The sequence below is a fragment of the Lentzea sp. NPDC042327 genome, from assembly GCF_040647275.1.
Taxonomy (GTDB): Bacteria; Actinomycetota; Actinomycetes; order Mycobacteriales; family Pseudonocardiaceae; genus Lentzea.
The window spans coordinates 64,078-88,404 of sequence record NZ_JBEZBX010000001.1 but is presented as its reverse complement, the minus strand read 5'-3'; the positions used below and the strand labels follow the sequence as shown (position 1 = coordinate 88,404).

The following is a 24,327-nucleotide window of genomic DNA, read 5'->3' as shown; positions in this document are numbered from 1 at the left end:
TGAGGACTCGGCTCAACCCTGCCGGTGATCTTGGTCTCACTGATGAACTTGGAGACGCCGTGCGGATCAGCGGTCGCGATGAGCAGGCCGCCATGTTCGCCGATGTAGTTTTGGCACCCCACAGGACCGTCGGAATGTGCCGGAGTCAGTAGGGCCAGCCGGGAACGTTCAAGCGAATGCTGTACAGGCCGAAGTTTCCGGTGTTGCCGCCGGTGGATGCGGTACCCGACGTGATGTAGAGGGTTTTCCGGTCGGGGCCGCCGAAGGCGACGTTGGTCGCGTTGCGGCCGGCGGAGATCGTGCCGAGGAGCTTGCCGGCCGGGGAGTAGACGTAGACCTTCCCGCTGCCGTAGGTGGCCTGGTACAGGTTTCCCGCGCAGTCGACGGTGCCGCCGTCGGTGCCGTCGAGCGACGCGAAATCGCTGCGCTGCCCGGTGCTCCCGTCCGTGTTGACGGGGTAGCGGTAGATCTTGCCCGTCGCGTTGCCGCCGACGTAGAGGGTCTTGCCGTCAGGGGAGAGCTCGATGCCGTTCGGCTGGCGGATCGTGTCGTCGATCAGGGTGACGACACCGTTGGTGACGCGGAAGACGCCGGTCCTGCCCGACATCTGGTCCGGGCGGTTCGCGCGCTGGAAGTTCGGGTCGGTGAAGTAGGCCGTTCCGTTCGCGGCCACGGTGACATCGTTGGGAGAGTTGAACAGTCGTCCCTGGTAGGTCGCCGCGATCGTCGTCCGCCGTCCGGTGGCCAGGTCGTACGAGGACAGGCTGCGCTGGTCGTGGGTCGCCGCGAGGACGGACGTGCCGTCACGGCTGATCGCCAGACCGTTGCTGCCCGCATTCTTGACGAAAGTGGTGAACGTGCCCGTCGAGGGGGTGTACCGCAGGATGTCCGAAGGCTGGACGTTCTGCGGGCCGGTGCCGTCGTACATGTTGGACAGCAACAGGGTTTGCGTCGCCGCGTCCCAGGTCGGGCCCTCCAGGAAGTTGAACCCGTCCTTGATCTTGGTCGCGGTCAGGTTCGGTGAGGGCAGCGGAGTGCCGAACGGCCCATCGGGGCACGGTCCTTCGGGTGCCGCGGCCGAGGTGCCGGTGACGCTCGCGGAGACCATGCCCAGGATGACCGTGGCCACCGCGATCTTTCGCTGCCGTGCTCGGATGTTCATGCCGGTGACATCCTCGCTTCCGCTTGGAGGACTGTGCCTTGAACTGTGAAGGATGATTTCGGTGTGGTCAAGACGCGACGAAAAGGTTTCTTCCGGCTAAGAGGTGGATCGTCGGAGTGTTTGGGATCGCTAAAGTTCGAGTGACTTTTTAGCTTGTGGGGTGGCTGCGCGCGGGCGCCATCAGGTCCTCGCTTCACGTGCGCTGCGGTTCGGCACTCGAATCGAGTGGTGGTTCGACGAATTCGACGAGCGGGGCCATGTGAGAAAGCGATGGACGTGGGGGACGTGTCGAGTGCGAATTGTTCGTGCTCCCGAGAAAGACGCCCGTGCAGGTCAGTAAGCGTTGGTGGGTAGCGGTCGTCATCGGGCTTCTGCGCATGTCCTTCTCGGGAGAAGGATGTCGCGAGGGATACCGTCACACCCACCGGCACGGCGCGCCGTTCAGGACGAAGGACGCCGGCCGGTCGTTCGCACCGCTCCAGTCCGCCAGGAAGCCGAACGAGCGGGACTCGCCGGGCGGGATCGCCGAGTTCCACGGCGCACCGTGCACCGTCACCACTGCACCGTCCTGGGTGAACGAACCGTTCCAGAGCTGGGTCAAACGCTGGCCGTTGGCGTACGACCAGGCGAGGGTCCACGAGTCGAGCGGTGCGGTGGCGGAGTTGGTGACCCGCACCGAGCCGAGAAATCCGCCCTGCCACTGCGCCGTTGTCTCGTAGGTGATTTCGCAGGTGGCAGTGGGGAGAACGGTCCCGATCCGGCTGGGATCGGCCACGGCCCAGAAGGCGTCCTTGGCCCGCAGTCGGGTGTCGAACAGCAGCGGGTGGTCCTTGCGGGTCACCGGAAACGTGTCGAGCCACGTGCTGTCGTCGGCCAGGCCCCAGAACGTCACCGAGCTGATCGCGTGCGCGTGCCTGGTGAACACAGCGAACAGGGCGCGGTAGCGCTGTGCCTGTGCCAGAAAGGAAGCGGCGGGCGGGCTCGGGTACGACTGGTTGCTGTCGGTGTAGATCGAGACGTCCATCTCGGTGATCTGCTGGTCCACGCCCAGGGGCAGGAACTTGGTGATCATCGCTTCCGTCTCGGCGGCCGAGGGCCAGTCGACGTTGACGTGCATCTGGTGTCCGACAGAGTCGACGGGAACGCCTTCCGCGCGCAGCTGGGACACGAGGTCGTACAACCGGTCCCGTTTTGCGGGCACATTGGTGTTGTAGTCGTTGATGACCAGCTTGGCGTTCGGTGCGACCTCGTGCGCCACGCGGAACGCCGTGCGGATGTAGTCCAGTCCCGCGATCTCGAACCACTTGTTGCGGCGCAGGCCGTCCGGTTGCGCCTCGTCGACGACCTCGTTCACCACGTCCCACGCCGTGATGTCGTCGCGGTACCGGCCCACCACGGCGCGGATGTGCGTCTCGATGCGGTGCAGCAGCAGCGCCTTGTTCTCCGCGGTGGGTGTCATATCGGCGCCGGAGGAGTCCTTGAAGACCCAGTCAGGAGTCTGCTGGTGCCAGACGAGAGTGTGACCGCGGATCGCCTTCCCCCGCGCCTTGGCCCAGTCGACGAGCGTGTCCGCGTCCGTGAACCGGAACGCGCCCTCGGCGGGTTCGGTCGCGTCCCACTTCAGCTGGCTGCCCGGCGTGATCGAGCTGAAGTGCCGGTCGAGCAGCCTGCCGTGCTCCCCGTACAGCAGGGCGGGCTCGACGGCAACCCCGAGGTGCCGGAACGGCACCACGTCCCGCAACGCGGGGATGTCGGTCTGGATCGGGGGAAGCGGTGTGTACGACAGGACGAAGTCGTCGAGGTGGAACGACGCCGCAGGACTGGAGCTCTCCACGTAGGTGGTGAGGAAGTCGGCATCGGACGCCAGCGTGTAGCCACCGGTGAGGTTGACCCAGCCGTCGGCGGTGACGAGCGTGTCGCCGACGACCCCTTCGTAGGACGTGACGCCGTCAGCATGGCGTTCGACGGACATCCGGAGCCGCGCGGGCTCCTCACCGCCCGCGAGCCGCACCCACACCGACAGGCTGTACCGCACGCCCTTCTCGACGTCGTCGAGCAGGGCGAGCACTGGCCCTTCCCAGGATTGAGTCCGGCCCGAGACGAGGAGGCTCCGGGCACCTCCGTGCGCGACGGCCGAGCTCACCGCGGTGGTCTCTCCCCCGCGCGAGGTCCAGCCCTGCACCGTGTCGTCCTCGAACGTGCTGGACACCACCGTCACCGGCGTGTCGGCGGCGAGCGCGGCGGGACCGTGCGTCAGCAGCCCTGCCACGACCAAGGTGACCAGCAGACCGGCCAGAACTCTCCCCATCGAGAATCCTCCAGGTTCTGGGAGCGCTCCCAGAACCATAAGGCGACCTGCTCCTGGCACCCAGGCACCATTCGGCCCAAACATGGCACTCCGCTGCCAGAGGGTCGGCGCGAGTCCAGCTCGCTCGCGAACACCCGCGGGTCAACAACCGGAGGAGGTCATCGCGGAGTCAGTGGACTCCCGCCACACCGTCGGTCCGTCGACGCGCCGGCGCTGGAGCCGAGCAGCACCAGGCACTTCTCTCTCAGCAGCCCGGCCTGCGTCTGCACGCCGGTCAGCCTGACCCTGGTGGCCTTGATCGCGGTCAGAGGTAGTCCCAGCAGGGAGATCCGGACATCTTCGCCGCGCGGGAGACCCGATCTCCGCAGCTGTGCCGCCCATAAGGTCATCGCCTCTCTGAGGCGCGAGGTTGTACCGACTGCGAGCATGCATGGGTGATTGGTTCGCTGTTGTACCAGGCGTTGTGCAAATTGCTTTCTGTTCCGGCTGTGCTAGTTCGCAGTAAAGCGACCAAGGGCGCGGAGCTTCTTGTTCTGTGGCACGAGAAACGTTGTGCTTCGTCGGCAGTTGGCCCGACCGGTTCATTACGAGCTCGCGGACCGTTTCTGGTTAGCCACGCTGATGAGATTGATACGTCGCTCCAGCTGGCAGGAGGTCTTCCCGGTTACCCCTAACACGCGAGACCATCTGCGTCAGGCGCTACGTGAGTACGAGCGGCACTACAACGAGCACCGAACCCACCGATCACTTGCCGCCGTAGCGCCCTTGCGAGCGCGGTCGCAGGCTCTTGAACCCGACCAGATCGGACGCCCTGCGGGGTACTTCAACGGGACTGTCTCGGCGGAGCCTCCGCGTGTATCGACATGCCGCTTGACCTGCGCAAACATAGTTTCGGCACGCGCAGGGCCGCGGCGAGAGCCGAACTCGACGGCTTGCCCGCACCGAACCTGGCGACTGCCGCAGAGCTACAGGCCGCGGTGGACTCCCTCGCAAAGGTGACCGTGATCATCAACGAAGGGCAGCCGGAGAAGCTGGCGAGACTCTACGAGGAACTTGGGAGCGGGCTGAGGTACGACAAAGCAAAAGAGGCCGTCTATGCGACGACCTCTTCGCGTGTGCTTAGCGTACGTGTCCGAGGGGGACTTGAGTCCCCGCAAGTAGCGAGCTTGCGCAATTCGTGTGTTCATACGCTATTGGATAGCTCGAATTTGGTATAGAGGGCCAGTCGGCACTGATCAATCTTTCGTCGCTGAGTTGTATCGACTTGGAGCAAGAACTTCGCGGCGACCTGTTGCACCACGCGCTGGTGTGGAATCAGGCCCATATGCGGCAGGCGCTGCGTGAGTACGACCGCCACCGCAACGAGCACCGCACCCACCGATCGCTGGTGCGGCATCTTTGCGGGTCCGGCCTCAGCCTGTCAAAGCCAATCAGATCGAACGCTTCACCGTAGACGGACATGATCTTGGCTGAGTCTTCTTCCAAGTATCGTCATGTCTTGACCTGCATGGACGTAGTTTTCGGCACGCACAGCCGGTGGCGCGGGTGTGCGCGCTGACGTACTTCTGCATGGTTACCGACGTCCACCCCAGCCGGCACGAGGCCATCGCCGAGATCGTCCTGGCCGCCGCGAGCTACTGTTTCGGCTGGTTCGCCGCGTACTCCGCCCGATTCCACAGCGCGAAGTAGAGTACGTCGGTCCACCAGCTGAGGCCGATCGGGTTCTCGGTCCTGTCGTCACGCGTGTTGTCGAAGTCGTCGGTCAGCACGAGCCCGTGGAACGCGTCCAGCGGCGGCGCCGACCGCTCGGCCGCCGCTGCGGCGAGCACGGCCCCGGCCGCCGCCGCGTCGTCGGGCAGCGCGTCGATGGCCGCGCCCGCCGCCCGGCACAGGTCGAGGTGGCCCTCGATGAGCGCCCGCAGCTCGTCCTCGCCGCTCTCGATCATGGTGTCGAGCTCGATGGTCTCGAGCAGGACGTACCGGTCGCGGTGCGCGTCGAGGAACCGCTCCGCCTCGGCGAGCCCGGCGTGCAGGCCTTCGGCGTCGCTCACGGCGCGCACGGCGGCGGCGAACTTCGTCAGCCGCGCGAACCCGGCGTCGAACTCACCGCTGATCGCGTACAGCGTGGTCCTGCTCTCCGGGGGCTCGCCGTCGAACCCGTCGGCGATCAGGGACGCGCACAGCCGGGGATCGCCGGACAGGAGCACCAGGAAGGAGAACGGGATGGCGTAGGGCCATTCCGACAACCCGGAGACCGTCTCCGGCCGATCCTCATAGGACTCCGGCCGGTTGCTGGTGCTGTACAGGTACGAACGGTTCGCCATGACCGGATCCTATGACGGGCCTGCGGCGGGGCTGGACCTGGCCGAGGCAGATGGTCCGTTTCGGTTGCGGGTAGACGCGGGCGTTCTCCGCTTCCCCCGCCCCGCAGGAGTTGGCCCTTGAGACTGATGAGGCCGCGTATTCAACTGTCGCGAGTTCTCAGCGGTTGTCGCGGTGAGTGATCGCCGGGTGCTCCGTCCGGTCGTGAGTGTTCAAACAGGACTCAACCGCTTACGTGATCCGTTCGAAGATGGCGGCCATGCCCTGGCTACCACCGATGCACATGGTCTCGAGGCCGTAGCGTGTCTGGCGGCGGTGCAGTTCGCGCGCGAGGGTGCCGAGCATGCGTACGCCGGTGGCGCCGACCGGGTGGTCCGCTTCCGCAAGGCCAGTCCGGACCGCGTGATCCGGCCGCGTAATCCGGCGCACCCGAACATCGTGGAAATCGAGGACTTCACGGCTGCTCAGCTCCTGCGGAAATCAAAGGGCAGCCTGCGGATCGCGCGGAAGGCAGAGCGGTCCGAACGGGCGGTGAAGCACCGCTATCTGTTTCGCGGCCGGATTCGGTGTGACATCTGCGGGCGGAAGATGGAGCGCAGCCCACGTAAGAAAGCCATGTACTACCGGTGCCCGGCACGCACCCTCGCTCCGAGATCTCCGGTGCTCGCGTCGCATCCCGGAGCGGTCTATTTGCGGGAGGACCTTCTTCAGGACGCCATCAACGGCTGGCTCGGGCACCTGTTCGACCGGAAGAACCGGGACCGGACCGTCGCCGCGTTGATGGACTCACAAGAACCGGTGATCGAGGTCAGTCGCGATGCCGCGAAGAGGAGGCTCGCTGACGCGGAAGCCAAGCTGACGAGGTTCCAGAACGCCATCATGGCCGGCGTCGATCCAGCTGCCTTGGTCGAGGCGATCAACGACGCGCAGGCGAGAGGCTGGCGGCACGGGCTGCCCTGGACAACGTCCCGGCACCGGTGGAGCGGGACATCGCCGAGATCTATGTGGCGATCGACTCGATAGGCGACATCAGCGCGGCGCTGAGAGGCCACGCCTCGACGAGGCTGGAGGAGCTGTACGAGGCGATAGACCTGCAGGTCCGTTACAAGCAAAACCCCCACGAAGCTGATGTCTCCATCAACCCCGTGGGGGTGAATAGTGCTGGTGTCCGAGGGGGGACTTGAGCTCCCACGTGTAGCAAACGTGCGCGGTTTGTGTGTTCACGCGCTATTGGATAGCTCGAACCCAGTATAGAGGGCCAGTCGGTGCGATTCAACCCTTTGCCATTTAGCTTCTGTTGCTAGGGGAGTGCTGCATCCATTTCGGCGAAGCGTGAGGGCGGGGGTCCGTCAAGACTCGGTTCTGTCTCGGCTGAACCTGCCGAGCAGCGCGCCAGGCCGTGCTGTTGTACCTCACTTTAAGTGACAAGCCCCAAGATCTTCGACACCGCATGGATCGCTGCGGTTTCGACCGGTATCTGCTCGCCCGGCATGAACTCCGTCATCGAACGCTGGTGAAGACACTTCATGCCGAACTGCTGGATCGCACGCTGATTTGGAGGCAGCTCCGCCTACGACACGCGTTGCGCGAGTACCAGCGGCACTGCAACGAGGGCCGAATCCATCGATCATCGTCGCCGAAGCACTCCTGCGGCCACGACCCCCCTCTTGAATATGACCAGATCGAACGCCTCACAGTAGATGACAGGGCCGTGTCGGCAGAGTCGTCCAGAAGTGTCGCCATGTCACCTGAACTGCGCGGATGCGGTTTCGGCACGCGCAAGGCCAGCCGGGAGTAGCTGTCGATGGCGGTGTGCAGATGGGTGTAGCCGCGGCGGTCGCCAGCGCCTATGGCGTGGGCGACCTGCCTGTCCTGATCGCTTCCTTCGCCGTGGACACGCCATCCGCCGCCGTTGGGGATGACACCGGTCTTCTGCACGTCCAGGTGCACCATGTGTCCTGGCCACTGGGCGAGGATTCGGCGGTGCGCGGTTGCCAGCTCCGGCCGGGTTGAGGAACCAGCAGCGGTGCAGCGGCTAGTGCACTACCACGCAGGCACTCGTTGGACTCCGATGAGCAAGTCCTGGACGACCGAGACCAACGGATGGGGCTGGAAGTCGGCTGCCAGTTGGAGTGTCATCGCGGTGACCTGGCCGAGGTTCATGGTCACCTTCCATTGATCTCTTGGATGACCAGGCAACAGATCGTGATCGCAGTCGCCGGATCGAGCTGCCATCACGATGTCCGCGACGTACGGGATTGTCAGTCCGGCAGCGAGCCAGCTGTCGCGCAGTAAGCCTGCGTGTCGACGAGCCGCCGATTCCCATAGCAGAACCGCCGTAACACTGAAGGCGACCGAGACCAGCATGGCCTCGAAAGGGCTGGCCTGGGTGCACTGTTCTAGCTGGCGGAGCCGCGCCGTGAAACTGGACTCTGCGTCGAGCAGGAACGTTGCAACGGTCGCCCCGAACGCCGAGGCGGGTTCCGGGAGGAGGGCGGCGTCGGGTGCGAAGCCAGCAACGAGCTGCGCCACAGACCAAGCCGCAGATACCGACACCGGGTCGTCATCCACTTTGGCGAACCCTGCCGTGCCACCTCGTCGTGACCCGGACCAGGGCTTCGTCGTGTCGGCTCGCCAACTTCCGAAATCTGGATCGCTGGCCATGCGGAGGACAAACCTCTCGTAGAACCGGATGATCTCCTCAACACGTCCATCTGGAAGAGCGCCTCCGATCCCTCCAGCGATCTGAGCATGCTTCCAACTCTCCAGCTCCGGGACGGTGTACATCGACGGCTCGCCCGGCGATGTGTCGACGAGGCGGTGATGCTTCATACAGAGCAGCAGGAGATTCTGTGCCTCGTCGACTTGTTTCGCCGGGTAGGTCGCATCATGGCGAGGGCCGCGCCTCGACGACGACCGGATGTGGGCGATGTCGGCATTGATTATGACTACGCCACGGTCCTCGACGACGATCTTCTCTTTGCAGGCCGGAAATGCGCAACGGCTTGCACTTCCGAACAGTTCCTTGATCGCGCGTTGCGTGACACTCACTCACGAGATCTTAAGGCGCGCTTGCTTCCAAGCTGGTTGCCGGTCTTTCCCCGTCGCAGTCGGAGTGGATCGCACCGTTCACAGGCCCACAGCCTGGCCAGTTCCGCAAGCTCGTGCGCGTCGTGGCTCAGCAAAGCTGGGACGAGATTGCCGGCGGCCGCCCTGACCGGCAATGGTGACTGGATCTAGCTGACCGCGTGCTACTGGTCGCCGCCTACTGGCGCACCAACCTCGCGATGCGCCAGATCGGACCGCTGTTCGGCGTCTCGCACTCCGCCGCCCATGGCGTGATCGACACCGTTGGCCCGCTACTGGCACTGGCCCCAGTTCGGCGCACCAATTCCGATATCGGTGCCGCGCTAACTGTTCGGCCGCCGGTTGCCGGCGCGACCGAGCCGCCTCCCTCGTGCACCAGAGCCTGGTAGAGCAGATGCTGGCCGGCGCCGCCGACCTCGAGGACTACGTCTTCAGCAGCGCGGTCCGAGAATGGTGGCGGCACGGCGATGGTGCTCTGGTGCCGTACGAGGGGGCGACCGGATAGCCCGAGTGTCCTGCTTGGACCACTCACCGGCCGACCAGCCAGTGGAAGAATGCGATTCCTGCTGCTGTGGAAGCGAATCCCGTGAGGATCGCCTGCGCGATGTGAGCGCCGCTCCATGCCGTGAGCGCTCCCGCACCGAGCCCGCAGAGCACGCCGAGAAGGATGATCAGGGCGCTGCGCAGTGCGATCAGGGGGTTCTGGTTGTTGGGGTCCACCGGTGATCCGTTCCGCTGTGCTTGGCAGGACGCAGGAGCAGTAGGTGGCACGCGCCGTGAATCCAGCCCTGAAATACACGAACGGGTGATGTCTTCCGTGAGCGGGCTGACGCGCGGGCGCTCTGGACCTAGAGATTGTCCGACGCCCGAGGACGGAGGTAGTGCGAACGATGGCCGACGTGCACGCTGGTCGATCGCGGCAGCCAGGGCGCAGTGGCGACGAGGCGCTGGTGACCGTGCTGGCGGAGGACGACTTCGCCGGACCCCGGTACCGGCTTTTCGAACGGAGCCTCGCGCAGTACGCGTTCCCCGTGATGATGACCTTGATCCGCGAAGGTCGGATCTTCCGCGAGTGCGCGGACAAAGGTCGTCCGTTGCCCGCGTCGCCGGAGCTTCTGGTGCACATGGCGACTTCGTTGGAGACAGCGCAGCAGCTTGCCGGCACGACGGTCGCGGAGGCGCTGCCGGTGTTCCGCGAGTCCGCGATGGTCGGCAGTGGGTGGCAGGCCGCCGGTGGTGCGTCGTTGCGCAGTTACTTCGTCGGCGCTTGCGTTCTCACGTTCCCGAACATCTATCGCAAGTGGTTCACGGCGTTCCTCGAAGAGGAGCGTCAGTCGCGGTACGGGCTGGTGCCGGACGACCACATTGTGCGGGGAGCGGCACCGGATCCCGCTGACGTGGTGGTCGCCTCCGCGTTCATCGAAGTGCCGCTCGGTCTGCTGCCTCCGGACACCGCCCAAGCGCTCCGGCTGATCGCCTACGAGGGCGCGTCCTGTCGAGAAGCGGCACGAGCGGTCGGACTCACGGAGAACGCCTTGCAGAAGCGGTTGATGCGCTTGAGGGAATCGGAAGCCTGGCGAGACCTCGAACGGGGGAATCGATGATGAAGCCCGATTGGTCGCTGCTCGATCCCATGACGATCGGCGAGGTGATCGCCACGTTCGCGGGTGTGGACACTCCGATGCACGTCGAGGTGGTCGCCAAGCTGACGCCGGTCTTCGAGAACGCGCGCCGGACCGGCAACGTTGCGGACAGTCGCTGGGCCGCCGACGAAGGCACCGCTGAGCTGCTCGACTTCATGTCGCTGCTGAACGAGAGTTCGCTCGGCGATCGGGAGGCCCGCGAAACGCAGTGGGAAACGCCGGCCGAAGTGCTGCACCAGATCATGGAGGCCACGGCGGACATCGCGGAAGCCGCCCTCGCGACCCAGCGGGTGAGGCAGAAGATCGCGGTCGGCCTGGGAGGTGCAGGCGCAGTGTTCGACACGGTCACCCATCCTGTTGGCGCACAGCAGAAGGGCGACGATCAGCCTGCTCCTGTCGCGCCGCCCGGTTCGTTGCCGCCGAACCTGGTCCCGCACCCGAGGGAAAGCCTGTTCTCGGTCATGGTCATCGAGGACAATTCGTTGCTTCGGAAAGCGGTCGTAGAACAGCTGCGCAGGCTAGGCGCCGGGACGGTGCACGAAGCCGCATCGATGGCAGAGGTGTGGGCACTCGGTACTGGTCCTTGCGATCTCGCGGTCCTCGATCTGGGCTTGCGGGACGGCACCGGCACCGACCTGGTCACGCAGCTCCGTGACCAGGGTTGGCCCCGCATTGTGGTTCTCGCATTCTCCGACGATCCCTACGCGGTCAGGTCGGCTTTCCAGGCGGGCGCCCAGGCGTACCTCCTGAAGTCCGCCTCTCCGATGGTGATCACCGATGGGGTGCGCATCGATCTCGACGGCAGCGATCTCGCGGATGCACCGCTGCTCGCGGCGGGCACACGAGTGCTGGGCACCGACAACGTGCCGCGGGAACTCTCCGCGCGTGAGGTCGAGGTGCTCCAGCTGGTCGCCGATGGCCAGAGCAACAAGGAGATCGGCGAGGCTTTGAGCCTGTCCGCGCTCACGGTGAAGTCTCACCTGAGCAGGATCGGCCGGAAGCTGGGTACAGGGGATCGCGCTCAGATGATCGCGCTGGCCATGCGCGCCGGGGTGATTCGCTGAGCGGCACTCGCTGGTGCCGCTCAGCGCCATCTCTCCTGGCCCGTGACCGCAGGTGGAACGGTCGCTTTGCGGCCTGGACACCGCTCCTGTCGTGTGCCCGCGGGTCCCCGGCGGCGGCGCTGTCTCGGCCACACGAACAGGCGAACGCGACGCAGCTTGCGGCAGTGCGAAGGTCCTGGTCGCGGTGCTATCCAGACGGCTCATTGACACCAATTGGACAGCTACTGATCTGACTGACGTGAAGCGTCATCCCAGTCATCGTCACCAGCGGCAGGGACATCCGGCTGGCGTCGGTCAGGTGGTCAGTGCGGGACTTTTGAAGACTTCGCGGGTGTGCCAGGTGATGTGGGCTGGTGCGGGTGGGGTGGTGCCGGGTCTAGGGACGAGTGGGCGTTGGTGTAGTTGGTAGACGGTTCGTCCGGTGGTGGTGCGGCTGGTGAACTTGGCGGACACGGTAATGCGCAGTTCGTGGTTCAGGCCGAGGACGCCGTGGTCGAATAGTTTGTGGTGCAGGGAGCACAGGGCCAGGCCGTTGTCAGGGGTGTCTGGGCCGTCGAAGGCGAACCAGCGGATGTGTGCGGCTTCGACGCCGACGGTGGCGGCGCCGAGTTGTCCGTCGAAGCCGCAGAAGGCGCACTGGCGGTCCCATGCCTGCAAGACGGTGGCGGGCCACGAACTCTGTCGGTGTCGTCGGGGCATTGGGGTACTGGTGACGCTGAGGACCGCGTCAGGATCCAAGCCGACCGCCGTGAGGACGTCTGGTGCAACAGTGGGCGGGAATTCGGACTCGACCAGCCGCCGGGCTGCCGCGGCTGCGAGGTCCGGATCGCGCAGGGCTTGTTCGAGTTTCGGGTCCAGCCGGCCGAGGACCTTCTCGGTGGAGAGTGGTTGCACGCGGTCCATGGGCACGTCTCGGTCGAGGGTCCAGATGCCGTCTGAGCGCAGGCGGGTGAACGGATACGCGGCGGCCTGTGCGGGTTGGGTGGTTGAGGGCGGTCCGAAGTCCCGGATCAAGTCCGCCAGCTTCCCGGCGTCCGCTGTCCAGGACAGCGTGCTCGTGCCGGTAGTCGTCAATCGTCCCAACGCGAGCAGCACCAGCAGGGGCTTGTGCGGTGACCGTTTCCCTCCCCGAGTGTGCTGCCGCAAAGAGGACAGGCGAGCCAGCACTTCGTCGGGGGACATCGACTCATCGATCACGACGTGAATCATGACCGATTCGATCCGCAGCCAAGTTCAGAAATCAAAGGTTGCGGAAGTTCGACCTGCCGAGCCGAACGACATGACTCGCCGACCTGGCCGCAACCATCCACGCGCACGGCCTCTACCACATGCGGGACGGCAGACCTGTTGTGATCCACGAGTATGTCCTTGCTGCTTGACCTGCATGGACGTAATTTTCGGCACGCACAGGGGTAAGAGAATGTCCGAGGGGGATTTGACCCCCCACGTGTAGCAAGCGTGCGCAGTTTGCGTGTTCATGCGCTATTGGATAGCTCGAAACCAGTATAGAGGGCCAGCCGGCGCTAATCAATCTTTCGCGTTGATCTTTACCAACTGAAGCAAGAACTTTCGCGGCGATCTGTTCGACCGCGCGCTGATCTGGAATCAGGCCCCTCTGCGTACAGGCACTGCGTGAGCACGAGCGGCACTACAGCGAACACCGAGCGCACCGATCGCTCGTTGGTGCGCCACCTCCTGCGGGGTCGGCTTCAGCCTGGCGAACCTGCTCGGATCGTCCTTCACGAGAATCACCATGCCTCGAACTGCATAGACGTAGTTTTCGGCACGCTTAAGGTCGGTCGGCAGCGTCACCGCGCCCAGAAGCCACGCCATGTGACCTCGTTCGGGTCAGCGCACGCAGCGGCGTTGGCTCCGGCGGGTTCGGGTAGCGTGCCGAACAGCTTATTGCGGTCTAGCGCGGTGTTGAAACGTTCGCAAGCGACCTCACTTGTGTGTAGACACGCCGCGCACGCCCCGCCGAAGGACCGCCGGCAAGGTGGATCGAACACACACCGCGGGTCGGCGTCGAGCTCCTCGAGAGCGTCGGCGAGATCGAAGCGGAATACGTGCTCAATCCCGCCGAGGGTGAACTCGCTGCGGGTGTTGGCGTAGATGAGGAACGCACCGCCAGCGGGGAACAGGTACTCGGCCAGCGAGTCCGCGTGCAGGCCGCAGCGGACGGCGAGTGCCTTCATGAACCTGTGTGCCATCGAGTGCACCAGCCCCAGCACCGCGCGGGTCAGCCGATGGTCAGGCTCGTTGAACGCGTCCACGACCGGCTCGCACACCCCCAGCAGCCAGGCCCGAGCGGCGTTGGCGTCGGTCACCCTGGGATCGGGGACGAGGCCGGAGTCGACGAGCCACGCCACGATCGCCAGCGGGTCGATGCGAACCAGCAGCCCTTCGGTCTCGCTGCGCTTGCCGTACATCGGGTGCTTGCCGGACTTGTCCGGGTCGAAGAACTTGAACCACGTGGTCTTGGACCCGCTGCGGGTGCGCTGCAGCGACTGCGGGGACAGCCGGGTATAGCCGGCGATGACAAAGGCTACGGGCAGCTCCCGCAGCAGGGTGACGTCGGCGACGGCGTACTGGTCGAACAGGGCGCGGTAACGCCGGTAGGTAGACAGCAGCTCGGCTGTCGGCGGGCTGGCCTCCAGCATGTCCACGGTCAGCGGCTTGGCGTCCTCGACCAGCGTTAGCGCCAGCGCCTCGTCGCCGACGATTTCCAGCGTTTCTGGGGTCAGACCGAGCGCGCCGACTCGGTCACGCCAGCTGCTCGCCCCGGCCGTGGCCTGCTTCGCTTTGGCCAGCAGCGGCGCGAGGATCGGGTCGTCGGGGGCCACGCCCAACTTCTCGCTGAGCTCCAGCAGTTCGGCCGTCGCGTCCGTGCCGCCCATCGCCTCCTCCAGCGCCAGCACGCCCGGCTCGACCGCACCGATCAGCTGCCCGACTGCGGCGGCGCGGGCCTCGTCGCTGGCCAGCGCGCCGTAGCCGGTCCGCGTCGGTGGGTTCAGCACAGTGAGGGACTGCGGGTAGTGCACCGACGTCTGCGGAACTTTCTGCACCGTGGACCGACCGTCGCGGCATTGGTTGCAGTGTCGGATGACGCCGGTGTCGGACTTTGACCCGCACGTGGAGCACCGCCAGAACCACTGGCCCAGCGACAGCCGCCGCCAATTCTGCAGCTGCTGCGGGCCGCGGCATCCGTTAACGCACCGGGGCGGGCGGAGCTCGGCGAGCAGCCCGCAGTTGTGGACCTCCGCGTAGGCGAACTGCTCGAGCGTGCCGTGTTTGGTCGGGCAAGCGGGCGGGTCGTCACCTGCCCGGATCGCGGCGAAGTGCCCGCACGTGTTGCAGATGAAGGTGTTCGGGAAGCGCTCGGCCCGCAGGTCCTCGGCCTGGACGAGCCGGAACTGCTCTCGCTCGATGACCTCCAGCTCTGGTCCGGAGTTCGGGATGCCCGACCGCAGCGTGGCGAAGGGCCGGACCAGCCTGCGCAGCTGTGGGGCGACCCAGGCCTCGGGGATGTCCAGCGTGGTCACCTGACGCGGGGCCAGCCCGCGCACCACCGTGTTGTCCTGCCAGCCGTAGGGCTGGTGCGGCATGTGGTTCCACAGCGCTTGCACCGAGGTCTTGTTCATCTCGTCGTAGCTCATGATGGCCGCCTCAGACGTTCTTGTAGATGGTGATGGGCTCTTCGACGTCGCGCAGCGACCGGGACACTGTCGGATCGAGCAGGTCGGCGGTGCGGCGGTTCGGGTCGGCGGAGACCGCCATTCGGGACATCGTGTCGTCGACGAAGCGACCCACCTCGTCGCGGTGCATGTCGTGGTATGGGTTGGCCGGGTTCAGGCCCAGGCCGTCGCACAGGTCGGTGACCAGGGTGACCCGGTCTAGGAACCCGGCGGTGAGTGCGTCCCGGAACTGGTCGGAGCGGGCCAAGGTGTATCGGCGGGCGCTTGAGGTCATCCACGCGATGTCGTGCACCTGCAGGAGATAGGCCATCAGCGCACCTGACAGCGCCCGGTGCAGCACCGGCAACGACTCGCGGTTGATCGGCACCTTGCTCACCAGCCGGTCCAGGTAGCGGATCCAGGCCGCGTAGTACCGGAACACTGAGGAGTCTCGGTCCCGGGACGGGTTGAACACGTGCACGACCAGGCCGGGGTGTGTTCGCCCGACGCGGGCGGTGGCCTGGATGACCTCCGAGGCCTGGGTGGGAGTGCCCATCAGCACCATGAATCCCAGCCGCGAGGAATCGAACCCGTGCCCGATAGCCCGGGTCGCGGCGATGATCCGGATCTGCCGGTCGGGATCCGCCGGCGGGGAGTCCAGGCGGGCGACGGCCTCCCGGATTACCGCCGGGTCGACACTGCCGGTGATCTTGGCGAGGCGGTCCTCGCTGCCGAGGACCTCCCTGACCCGCTCGTCACGAGTGAAGGAGGACAGGTCCTCGTTGCGCAGGCAGTACCCCAGTAGCACGTCGTAGTCGCGGGTCACCGAGGTGCGCACGACCTCCAGCACCGCCGGGTCGGTCGCGTCAAGCCCGGCGGCGGTGGTCGCGGCCGCGGGATCAGACACGGCGTCGGTCAGCCAGCCGTCGTGGATGCGGGTGATGTCGGCCGACGCTGTGACCATCGTGGTCCCGCGCGGGCGGAGGCCGATGTAGCGGCGCAGCGGGTCGGTGGCCTCGACCCAGGAGAAAAAGTTCTCCTCCGCGTCCGGGCCGGGTGCCGGGAAGCGCCGGGCGCCGTCGCGCCGGTACAGGTGCTGGACCTGCTCGTGGTAACCCTCAAGTGTCGCGGTCGCGGCGACGATGTGCAGCGGCGGGTTGCCCAGGCTTTCTCCGATCTGCTGTAGCAGGGTCTCGTACATGCCGTCCAGGGCACCGAGGCTCTCGTCGAGAAGGTGCAGCTCGTCGGTGATCTCGCAGCGCAGCCGCCCGAAGCCGTCCCCGACCGTGGCCCGGGATTCCTTGCAGCCGAACACCGCACACCAGGCCGGGCTGGCGGTGTACCCGTGCCGCGGGCAGCGGGAGTGGACTCGGCCGAACAGGATCTTGAACTGGTCGGCGTGCCCGATCTGGGCGAGCTTGTCGACGGTGCCGACTAGGACCGAGGGGGCGTGCCGGTAGATGTCGTCGTCGACCACCCAGACTGGCAGCACCCCGGTCAGCGGGCAGGAGGTGTTGGTGCAGGCGTGCTGCATCGTCCAGGTCCGGTCGTCAAAGCGGACCTGGACCCGCTGCCCGACGGCGGCGGGATCGCAGACGGGGCAGTGCTCGAGGATGCGGCAGCGGTTGGCCAGGGCCGCGGAGTGCGGGTCCTGGCCGTGGGCGTACCGGTTGTCGGCCGGGTAGATCTTGTTGGGCGTGTTCGTACCGCCGACGAAGAACCCGACACCGAATGGGTCGCCGCTGCTGATCCGCGGGTCGGCCCGCCGGATGACCTCGGCGGCCAGGATGGCCTGAGTGAACCGCAGGGTCTGCTGCGCCGACAGCAGCCGCAGCGGGAACCGCGCCCAGACGTTCACCCCGGCGGTCTGTCCGCGCAGCCGCGCGTAGAACAGGTGCATCAGCGCCACCCCTAGGTAGGCCTCGGACTTCCCGCCGCCGGGGGGCACCGTCTCGATCTGCACGTCAGTGTCGGCCTTCGGGTCGGCCACGGCGGGCAGGCAGCCGATGATCCAGGCGATCTGAAACAGCCACCACGAGTCGTAACCCTTGACGTCGGCGACCTGCTTCATCGCCCGGTTGGTGAGCACGAACGCCTCCCGCAGGTCGGCGTCGGTGGACAGCGCCTGCACTCCGGTGCGCAGCCAGTCGGCCTCGTTGCGGGCGGTGCGCGCGTCGGCGGCCGCCTCGGCGGTGGCCTGCTCGTCCCAGCCGCGGGCGGCCTTCAGGGCGGCCAGCGCGACCGGCGACCAGCGGTCGTCGACCCAGTCGGCGTGCGCGTCGACCAGGACGGTGGCGGTGCCCACCGGGTCGGTGATCAGAGAGTCGAACGCGGCGTCGATCGGCCTCCCATCGGCAGTGGCGGTACGCGGGTGCACGCGGCCGGTTTCGGCCGACGCGCCGTAGGTGGTGGTCAGCCAGGTGCGGGTCCCGTCGGCATTCACCTCCACCGGCGACGCTTGCCCGAAGGCCACGACAGTGCGGTTGTAGCGGTACGAGCGGGCGACCTGCTCGAGGGTGTAAGGGTCCAGGTTGGCGTCGGTTACCGCGGCCAGACGCACTTCGTACAGGTGGGTGTCCAGGTGCGGCCGGTCCAGGGCGACGGTGCCAGCCCGGTCGGCGAATTGGTTGTCATCGGCGGGGGTGGCGTTGACGACGGTGAGGAGCACGTCCCGGCCGCCCTCGGACTGGGTGATGTCGACGTCGAGGGACGCGGCGAACTTCGGCGGGGCGGCGTCGGCGGCGCCCAGCAGGTTGGCCGCGCTGTAGGACGCCCACGTGGCGTCGTCGTGCATGTCCGGGTCGCGGGGCAGCGACCCCGCGGGCCTGCCGCGGCGCCGGGCGCGGTAGGGATTTCCGATGCTGCGGACTGCGGACGCGACCGCGGAGTTGATCGCTGCGGTGATGTCCTGTTCGCCAAACCGGAGCGCGCCTGTGTCGTCGGCCTCCAGCGTCACCTGGACCGGCACCGGCCCGACCGGCACCTTTGTCCACACGGTGGCCAGCGGACGGCCCTGGGCGCTGGCCCTGGACCGCGACGTCGCGGTCGGCGGTGGCGGCTGGCCGTCGGTGTCGAGGAATGCACGCTGCTCGTCGCGGGTGGGGTGCAGCGCCACGTAGACAGCGAAGGACAGGTCGACATCGAACACCGACGGCCCGGCGGTGTCGGCCAGCCGGAAGGAGAACCCCTCGGCGGCGGGGACGAGCTTCTCCCCGGCCAGGCCCTTGAGCTGGTCGACGATCAGCTGCGGTTCGCTGGACAGCTGTCCGAGCCACACCGCACGCTGGGGCGCGCTGGGCAGACGGACGTTGGCCGGCAGGAGCTCGCCAGCGGCCTCGGCCAAGATGCGCCGCTCCAGGGAGGCGAGCAGATGGTCGCGGATCTGCGCTGTCGTCGGCGCGGCCGGAAGAGACCCGGCAGGCGGGGCGAGGTCAGGGGCGTCTGGGGCGGGGTTGGTCGACTTAGCCGTCATGGCGGCTCCCTTTCGCGAGGTATGTGGATGGCCCGTAGGCAAGAGGGCGGGTCCGGACCGGAGCCCTCGTTCGCCCGTGCAGTGATCTGGTGTAGTTGCGCGACGGAACATGTCGTGCGTCACATAGCGTCGCCAGGGGGGCGGCTTATCCGGCTCCTACTCGGTCGGGCGGTGTGACGGCCGGGGCCAATGCAGGCGCCGCAGTGACGGCCAGGGCCGGGCCTGCGGTGGGCGTCCCGACTGGCCCGCCAGGAGCGTGGAGGACGCCCACGGCGCTGGCTGGTACGACGACCAGTTGGCCGGACACCTCGGCGACCTCGTGCAGGGAGACGGCCTCCAGTAGGTCCGCGACGTGCACGCCGAGCTCGGCGTCCACCACGTCGTCGTCGCCGCAGAGTCGGGCACCGGTGATCTGCGCGCTCAGCCATTTGCCGATCCGGCGGTTGACCACCCGGCTGGTGCGCAGCGCAGCACCGACGGGGTCCGCGCGAGCGATGAGCTCCCGATCACCGACCGCGACCGCGAAGCGGCGCACATCGGCCGGGTCGTTGGGCCCCTCGGAGTAGCCGCTGAACCAGTGCCCAACCGCAGCCTCGGTGGTGATCCGAGTGGGATCGGGTCCGACCTGCATCGACCGCAGGATGCCGCGCATGGTGAGGCCATGGTGGCGGGCCAGCGCGACCCGCTGGTGCCAGAAGCCCACGAGCGTGGCGAGCAGCTGGTACTTGGGCAGCTCGGATAGTGCATCCACGACGGTGCCGAAGAGGTCCCGGCGGGCGGCGGAGTCGACCAGGGCGACGACGTCCCCGACCACGAGAGACTTCGCCGCGGCACGGGAGCTGCCCTCACCACGCCGCCGGTAGATGAGGTCATTTGGGTCCACGAGCAGGTATCGGCTGTCGGTGAAGGTGACGGTGAGGGCGTGAACCGCGGCGCTGGACTCGCTGCTGCCGTCGCTGCGGGCCGGCGGGGCGATATCTGGTGCGTCGTCCCGGCCACGGGAGCCACCGGTGAGCACGGCGAGCAGGTCCAGCTGGAGCGGCGCCCACGGCGACCCGTCCTGGGCCGGCAGGTCCCCCGGCGCCAGCACCGTGCCGTTCTTCCACACGGTGACTTCACCCGCGGCGCCCTCACCCACGCCCCCTAACCCGGCCGAGGCCTCCACGCCGAGCCGCGGGCTGGCGATGGTGGCGGTCTCCTCCCGCAGTGCGCACAGCGCCCGCACAGTGGCGGTGGTCTGGCAGGCGACCCTGGTGGACTCCCACTGGCCAGCGGCGGTGGTGAGCAACTCGGTGGCCGGGGGAGCGACCGCGAGGCTGGCGTAGGCGCGGGGGAGCGGGCCGGTGAGCAGCACAGTATCTACCGGCAGCTCCTGCACTCGGCCGTACAGCACGTCGCGGGCGCTGACGACCCGCACGTGGTCCAGCCAGCCGTGTCGCGTTTTGGGGGAATCCTGGAGGGCGGAGGTGACTGCGGCGGCCGCCGTCCGGTTGCGAGTGACCAGCAGCCCGGTCCGGCCGTCGTCGCAGATTCCGTCGAGCCAGCTCTGGAGCAGAGGCAGTTTCGTTGCCGCGCCGGCCTCGCCGTGCAGGGCGGCGAACTTCTCCGCGAGCGATGCCCACGCGTCCCGGGCCGCACCGGACCGGTTGCCGGCGACGGCGCGGGCATGCACAGGGGCGTCGGCGAGTGCGGTGGCGTACGGGCCGCGCGTCAGGTGCCGGTCGTAGCAGTCGGGAGTTGTGGCCAGCTGGCTGTAGGTCGCCAGCGTGCCCCACGCCCAGCGCAGCGCGTGTGCGGCCTCGTAGTCTGCGGTGCGGGTCTCGGTTGCAGCCAGCCGACCCAGCGCTCCCCAGGTCGCCGCGAGGGCGTCGTCCAGCGAGCTGTCGCCATCTGGGGTCCACACGACCCGGTGGGCGCTGCCAGCTGCGGCTAGCAGCGCACCCGGTGCTGCGAGGGCCTGTCCGCCGTCGCGCGCGTGCGGGTCCGAGACAGTCGACAGCCTCGACAGCGCGGCCGGGTCGAACGCCCACACGACGCCACCGGCCGCCCGCACGGTGTCCAGGGCGAGGTCGAAGGGATTGTCAGTGACGTACACGAGCGTCCGGTGCCCGCCGAGCACCGGACGCAGGTCGCCGGGGTCGCCGCCGGTGCCGTCGATGACCAGCCCCCCGGTGCTGTTTGCGGCGCGTGCCAGCTCGGATGTGAGCACCATTCGCCCGCCGGTGTCGTGCTGGGCCTTGCCGAAAACCTCGAGGGAACCGTTGGCCGTCAGCCGTGCACGGGGGATCAACTCGGCCAGCCGCTGACCGTCGATGTAGAGCCGGTCGTAGCCGGCTCGCTGGGACAGCCGCTTGGACACCACGGTGGCTGCCACGTCCAGGCGCCGGGCACGGACGACCTCGGCGGCGAGTGCTGCGGCGCCCAGCACGACCGGGATGTCTGCGGCTGGCAGCGGCACGACCAGAGCCAGAGGAACACCTGCTGCGGCGGCCCCGTCGACCGCTGCGAGCAGCTCGTCGTCGAAGCCTGTGGTGGCGAACCGCCGCACACCGGCGTCCATCTTGTGTCGCAGCTTGCCCCGCCGCACGACATGCGATAGCCCGCTCAGGCCCTGTTTGGTCATCCCGCACCTCCGTCTTGCCGCCACCGTGGGAGTGACCTCAGGCACTTCATCGGCTGGCGACCGGAAATCGCTACGCCTCACCGGCGGCAACCCCTCACCGGCGGCAACCCCTCACCGAAATTGAACTCGACGGCCACTGCTTCGTCGGATGATGCGGACCAAACGGCGGCATTAAAGAAAGCAATGACACGGTTCCTTCATTACCATCCGCAAGTCAGAAAAAATGACCCATTACACCCTGTGTCGCCCGGAAAGTCATCGTCGCTCTGAGCGGTCCGATTTTCCCAGATGAAAGCATGTCTGGGTGGTCTGTTCGCTGTTGTACCGGGAGGTCTGCAAGTTGGAGTCTGTTCCGGCGGTTCTGCTTCGAGGTGAGGCGGCTAAGGATGCGGAGCTTCTTGTTCTGCGGGACCGTAGATCGACAGGACCTTCTCGGCGGAGTGCTCCACGAGTACCGGCACGCCGCTTGAACTGTGCGGACGTAGTTTTCGGCACGCACAGGCACAACGAGCACCGAACCTACCGATCACTCGCTGGCGCCCACCCCTGCGGATCCGGCTTCAGCCCGTCAAACCCGATCAGATCGAACGCTGCACCATGGACCCACAGGACCTTCTCGGCGGAGTCATCCACGAGCATCGCCATGCGGCTTACCTGCATGGATGTAGTTTTCGGCACGCACAACGTCTGTCTTAAATGTCATCGGCTGACGAGCGCGAGGAGGAATCAGACCAACCCGACGCGGCGTAGCGTCTCGGCAAGCGTGTGGTCGTCCGTGGTGTGGCCGTGTTCGAGACTCTTCAACGTTACGTGATCGCCTTTGATGCCGTCGCAGTGGAAGGTGGACCAGTTGCGGCATCGCATGCAGATCCGGCCGATCAGGTACGGCCGCAGGAGGTGCAGCCGGTGGTTCCCGTCGATGAGGTAGAGGCTGCCGACCTCGATCCCGGGATCGGTGTAGCTCAGCGTCCGGGTCGGCGCGACCGGGTGATCACCCATCAGCTCGCGATAGGCGACCTCGGTGCGTCGGTGGATGTTGTCCCATCGAACCTCGGTGACGTGGATTAACGTCAGGTCAGACAGGAAATCAGATACCTCTAGCAGCGTCATTAGGTCGACGAACGCGGACTCGAACGCCACAGGAAGGTCGATTACGTCGACGTTTCGCAGGTGAGACTCGTCGTTGCGGCGGTCGTTGAGTCGACGTCGCGCATCGCGAGCCGCCTGGTTGCTGAGCATTGACTGGAGATCACGCAGCGGGTGCGCGTCCGGCAAGGTGCGGAAGGCCTTGCCATCGCGAACTTCCTCCAGAATTGCGGCCCAGTCTCCAAAGCCCAATCCCTTACCGCGCCCAAACGCTGCCCGTACCTGTGACGAGTAGCCAAGTTCGATGCCTGCATCCTTGGCGAAGACCAGTGCCAGATGAGCCGCATAGCACAGCAGTACTTCCGCCGTCTTGAGCACGGTTTCGTAGGCATCGCCGGAGACACCCGCACTCTTCGCAGCCTCTACCGTTCGCCACCGGTACGCGATCGGATAGGGGAAGCGGGTTCGCACGATGTAGCCGTGATCGTCAAGATTGGCGGCCGCTTCCACTCGCAGCCGTGACCGTCTACCGAGGTCGACGAGCCGCATCCGTCCTGCTTTGAAGTCCTCGTCTGCTGGAAACGCCGAATGCAGCGCCGCCTCGGCTTCCGCATGCCAGGCCTCGAAGCTGTTGACCGCACGTGCAATGTCCTCCAAGGCCGCGCTCAGCGCTTCGTCAAGGTGCGGCAGCGGCAGCTCACGTAGTGCCGAAGCGTGAATACGAATGTCGCCCCCGAGCGAGGAGGCGAAGCGAGCGACGATCTCGCGCGCTAGGGGTGAGCGCAGATACTGGATGACGAGGCTGAGCTGCGTCGCCGGGACGTCCTGGCCCGGCCGCAGTACCACGACCGTCTGGCTTGCAGTGATCGGCAAATCTGCTTCGGTCACCTGTACAACGGCCAGGCTGCGTTTGTCACGTCCCGAGATTGCCTGGAGCAAGACATCACCAGGGCACAGCTCTTCGACGGTAGGCAGTCGTGCCCACCTCGTCCACTCGTCCGGAGGCGCGATAGTGCCGTCGCGCTTCAGGTCTCGACCAGATATCACTCGTACGACATCTGGTTCGTCTCGCGAGCAGAACAGACGGCGATCGACCCTGCCCTGGAAAACGTGCTCAAAGACATCGCCGAAGCTCGCTGCACCAGCGAAGTCCGTGAGCGCGGCCTCGCGAGCCTTGATCGCGGGATCGTGACGAGCGAAGCCAAGACCAGCTTCAACCGGCGGGACGTCCCGAAGCACGTACCCGAACTCTCCGCGGCCGCCACTGCGCTTGAGAAGCCGGCCAAAGTCATCAATAACAGCTGATTCCTCATCACCGGGCGAGTACCGGAACAGCCGCAGGGGAGGCTGCGCATCAGCGTCACGCGCGCGAAGAAAGATCGTCGCAATTCCTACATTCCGATGGATGCCCGGGACGAGGTCTCTCGTGTACATCACCAGGACCGTCTGCCAGTGCATGTCCAACGCGCGCCTGAAAGCGACCGACGAGGTGGACTGCAACCCGTTGGCCGGTATCAGCGCACCCAGCACCGCGCCCGGTTTCGTGGGTTCGAGGCTTGACAGGACCTTCTCGTACTCGTCCCGCCACGCCGACAGACGCCCCTCGATTCGCTCCCACGGCGGGAGCAGCAGCGAAGGCCCTGTTTGCAAGAGGTCGTCTGCCGCAGGTGCCAGCTCATTGATGGTAGGCAACAGCTTCGTCGTCCACGGGCTAAAGTCAATCCGACTGACTGGAGATGAACCGTCTAGCGTGAGCACAGTCGGACGGGCCTTTGCGAGCTGCGTGAACGCCAGCTCCACGAGCTTGAGGTACAGCTTGGGTGGACGCACCAGGTCTGTCGTGTCAGGTGCATTCTCGCGCGGCATGGATCAAGAGCCTAGACGTG

13 protein-coding genes and 3 pseudogenes are annotated in these 24,327 nt (G+C 66.5%); 4 read left to right on the top strand and 12 right to left on the bottom strand.

From position 1 onward, the window contains the following. Positions 1-145: 145 nt before the first annotated feature. The 4 genes and pseudogenes from AB0A63_RS00375 to AB0A63_RS00360 all read right to left on the bottom strand — a co-directional run. Positions 146-1,162: an SMP-30/gluconolactonase/LRE family protein gene (locus AB0A63_RS00375; RefSeq protein WP_360383478.1), complete on the bottom strand. Its 1,017-nt coding sequence runs from the start codon at positions 1,160-1,162 to the stop codon at positions 146-148. A gap of 415 nt (positions 1,163-1,577) precedes the next feature. After that, the gene (locus tag AB0A63_RS00370) at positions 1,578-3,470 is read right to left on the bottom strand and encodes an endo-1,4-beta-xylanase (protein WP_360383475.1); all 1,893 of its coding nucleotides are present in this window, start codon (positions 3,468-3,470) and stop codon (positions 1,578-1,580) included. Positions 3,471-5,104: 1,634 nt separating this feature from the next. Next, entirely contained in the window at positions 5,105-5,794 is a 690-nt protein-coding gene (locus tag AB0A63_RS00365; protein WP_360383472.1) for a hypothetical protein, read from the bottom strand. A gap of 229 nt (positions 5,795-6,023) precedes the next feature. Continuing rightward, a pseudogene (locus tag AB0A63_RS00360) lies at positions 6,024-6,164 on the bottom strand (acetyl-CoA C-acyltransferase); the annotation flags it as partial. 216 nt (positions 6,165-6,380) lie between these two features. Between AB0A63_RS00360 and AB0A63_RS00355 the strand changes: the two are divergent. Beyond that, positions 6,381-6,815 (top strand): hypothetical protein, encoded by a 435-nt coding sequence (locus tag AB0A63_RS00355; RefSeq protein WP_360384946.1) that lies wholly within the window; start codon positions 6,381-6,383, stop codon positions 6,813-6,815. A gap of 759 nt (positions 6,816-7,574) precedes the next feature. On the opposite strand, the pseudogene AB0A63_RS00350 reads toward AB0A63_RS00355, so the two are convergent. Next, positions 7,575-7,824, bottom strand: a pseudogene (locus AB0A63_RS00350) (IS481 family transposase); the annotation flags it as partial. 11 nt (positions 7,825-7,835) lie between these two features. After that, on the bottom strand, positions 7,836-8,843 hold the full coding sequence (locus tag AB0A63_RS00345; RefSeq protein WP_360383469.1) for a hypothetical protein: 1,008 nt from the start codon (positions 8,841-8,843) through the stop codon (positions 7,836-7,838). A gap of 32 nt (positions 8,844-8,875) precedes the next feature. Here AB0A63_RS00345 and AB0A63_RS00340 point away from each other — a divergent pair. Next, positions 8,876-9,178, top strand: a pseudogene (locus tag AB0A63_RS00340) (transposase family protein); the annotation flags it as partial. Between the two features lie 229 nt (positions 9,179-9,407). Here AB0A63_RS00340 and AB0A63_RS00335 read toward each other — a convergent pair. Continuing rightward, the gene (locus tag AB0A63_RS00335; RefSeq protein ID WP_360383467.1) at positions 9,408-9,599 is read right to left on the bottom strand and encodes a hypothetical protein; all 192 of its coding nucleotides are present in this window, start codon (positions 9,597-9,599) and stop codon (positions 9,408-9,410) included. 170 nt (positions 9,600-9,769) lie between these two features. On the opposite strand from AB0A63_RS00335, the gene AB0A63_RS00330 reads away from it, so the two are divergent. Next, a complete protein-coding gene (locus tag AB0A63_RS00330; RefSeq protein ID WP_360383465.1) occupies positions 9,770-10,483 on the top strand; it encodes a sigma factor-like helix-turn-helix DNA-binding protein in 714 nt (237 codons plus the stop codon). Between the two features lie 500 nt (positions 10,484-10,983). Then, the gene (locus tag AB0A63_RS00325; RefSeq protein WP_360384944.1) at positions 10,984-11,586 is read left to right on the top strand and encodes a response regulator transcription factor; all 603 of its coding nucleotides are present in this window, start codon (positions 10,984-10,986) and stop codon (positions 11,584-11,586) included. Positions 11,587-11,880: 294 nt separating this feature from the next. Here AB0A63_RS00325 and AB0A63_RS00320 read toward each other — a convergent pair whose 3' ends face one another. From AB0A63_RS00320 to AB0A63_RS00300, 5 genes are all read right to left on the bottom strand, one after another. Then, entirely contained in the window at positions 11,881-12,795 is a 915-nt protein-coding gene (locus AB0A63_RS00320) for a phosphorothioated DNA-binding restriction endonuclease (protein ID WP_360383462.1), read from the bottom strand. A gap of 599 nt (positions 12,796-13,394) precedes the next feature. After that, positions 13,395-15,242, bottom strand: coding sequence for a hypothetical protein (locus AB0A63_RS00315; protein ID WP_360383460.1), 1,848 nt, complete (start codon positions 15,240-15,242; stop codon positions 13,395-13,397). 10 nt (positions 15,243-15,252) lie between these two features. Further along, positions 15,253-18,732, bottom strand: a complete 3,480-nt coding sequence (locus tag AB0A63_RS00310; protein ID WP_360383457.1) for a hypothetical protein — start codon at positions 18,730-18,732, stop codon at positions 15,253-15,255. Positions 18,733-18,877: 145 nt separating this feature from the next. After that, positions 18,878-21,355 (bottom strand): hypothetical protein, encoded by a 2,478-nt coding sequence (locus AB0A63_RS00305; protein ID WP_360383455.1) that lies wholly within the window; start codon positions 21,353-21,355, stop codon positions 18,878-18,880. Between the two features lie 726 nt (positions 21,356-22,081). Then, positions 22,082-24,307: a hypothetical protein gene (locus tag AB0A63_RS00300; protein WP_360383452.1), complete on the bottom strand. Its 2,226-nt coding sequence runs from the start codon at positions 24,305-24,307 to the stop codon at positions 22,082-22,084. Positions 24,308-24,327 lie beyond the last annotated feature (20 nt).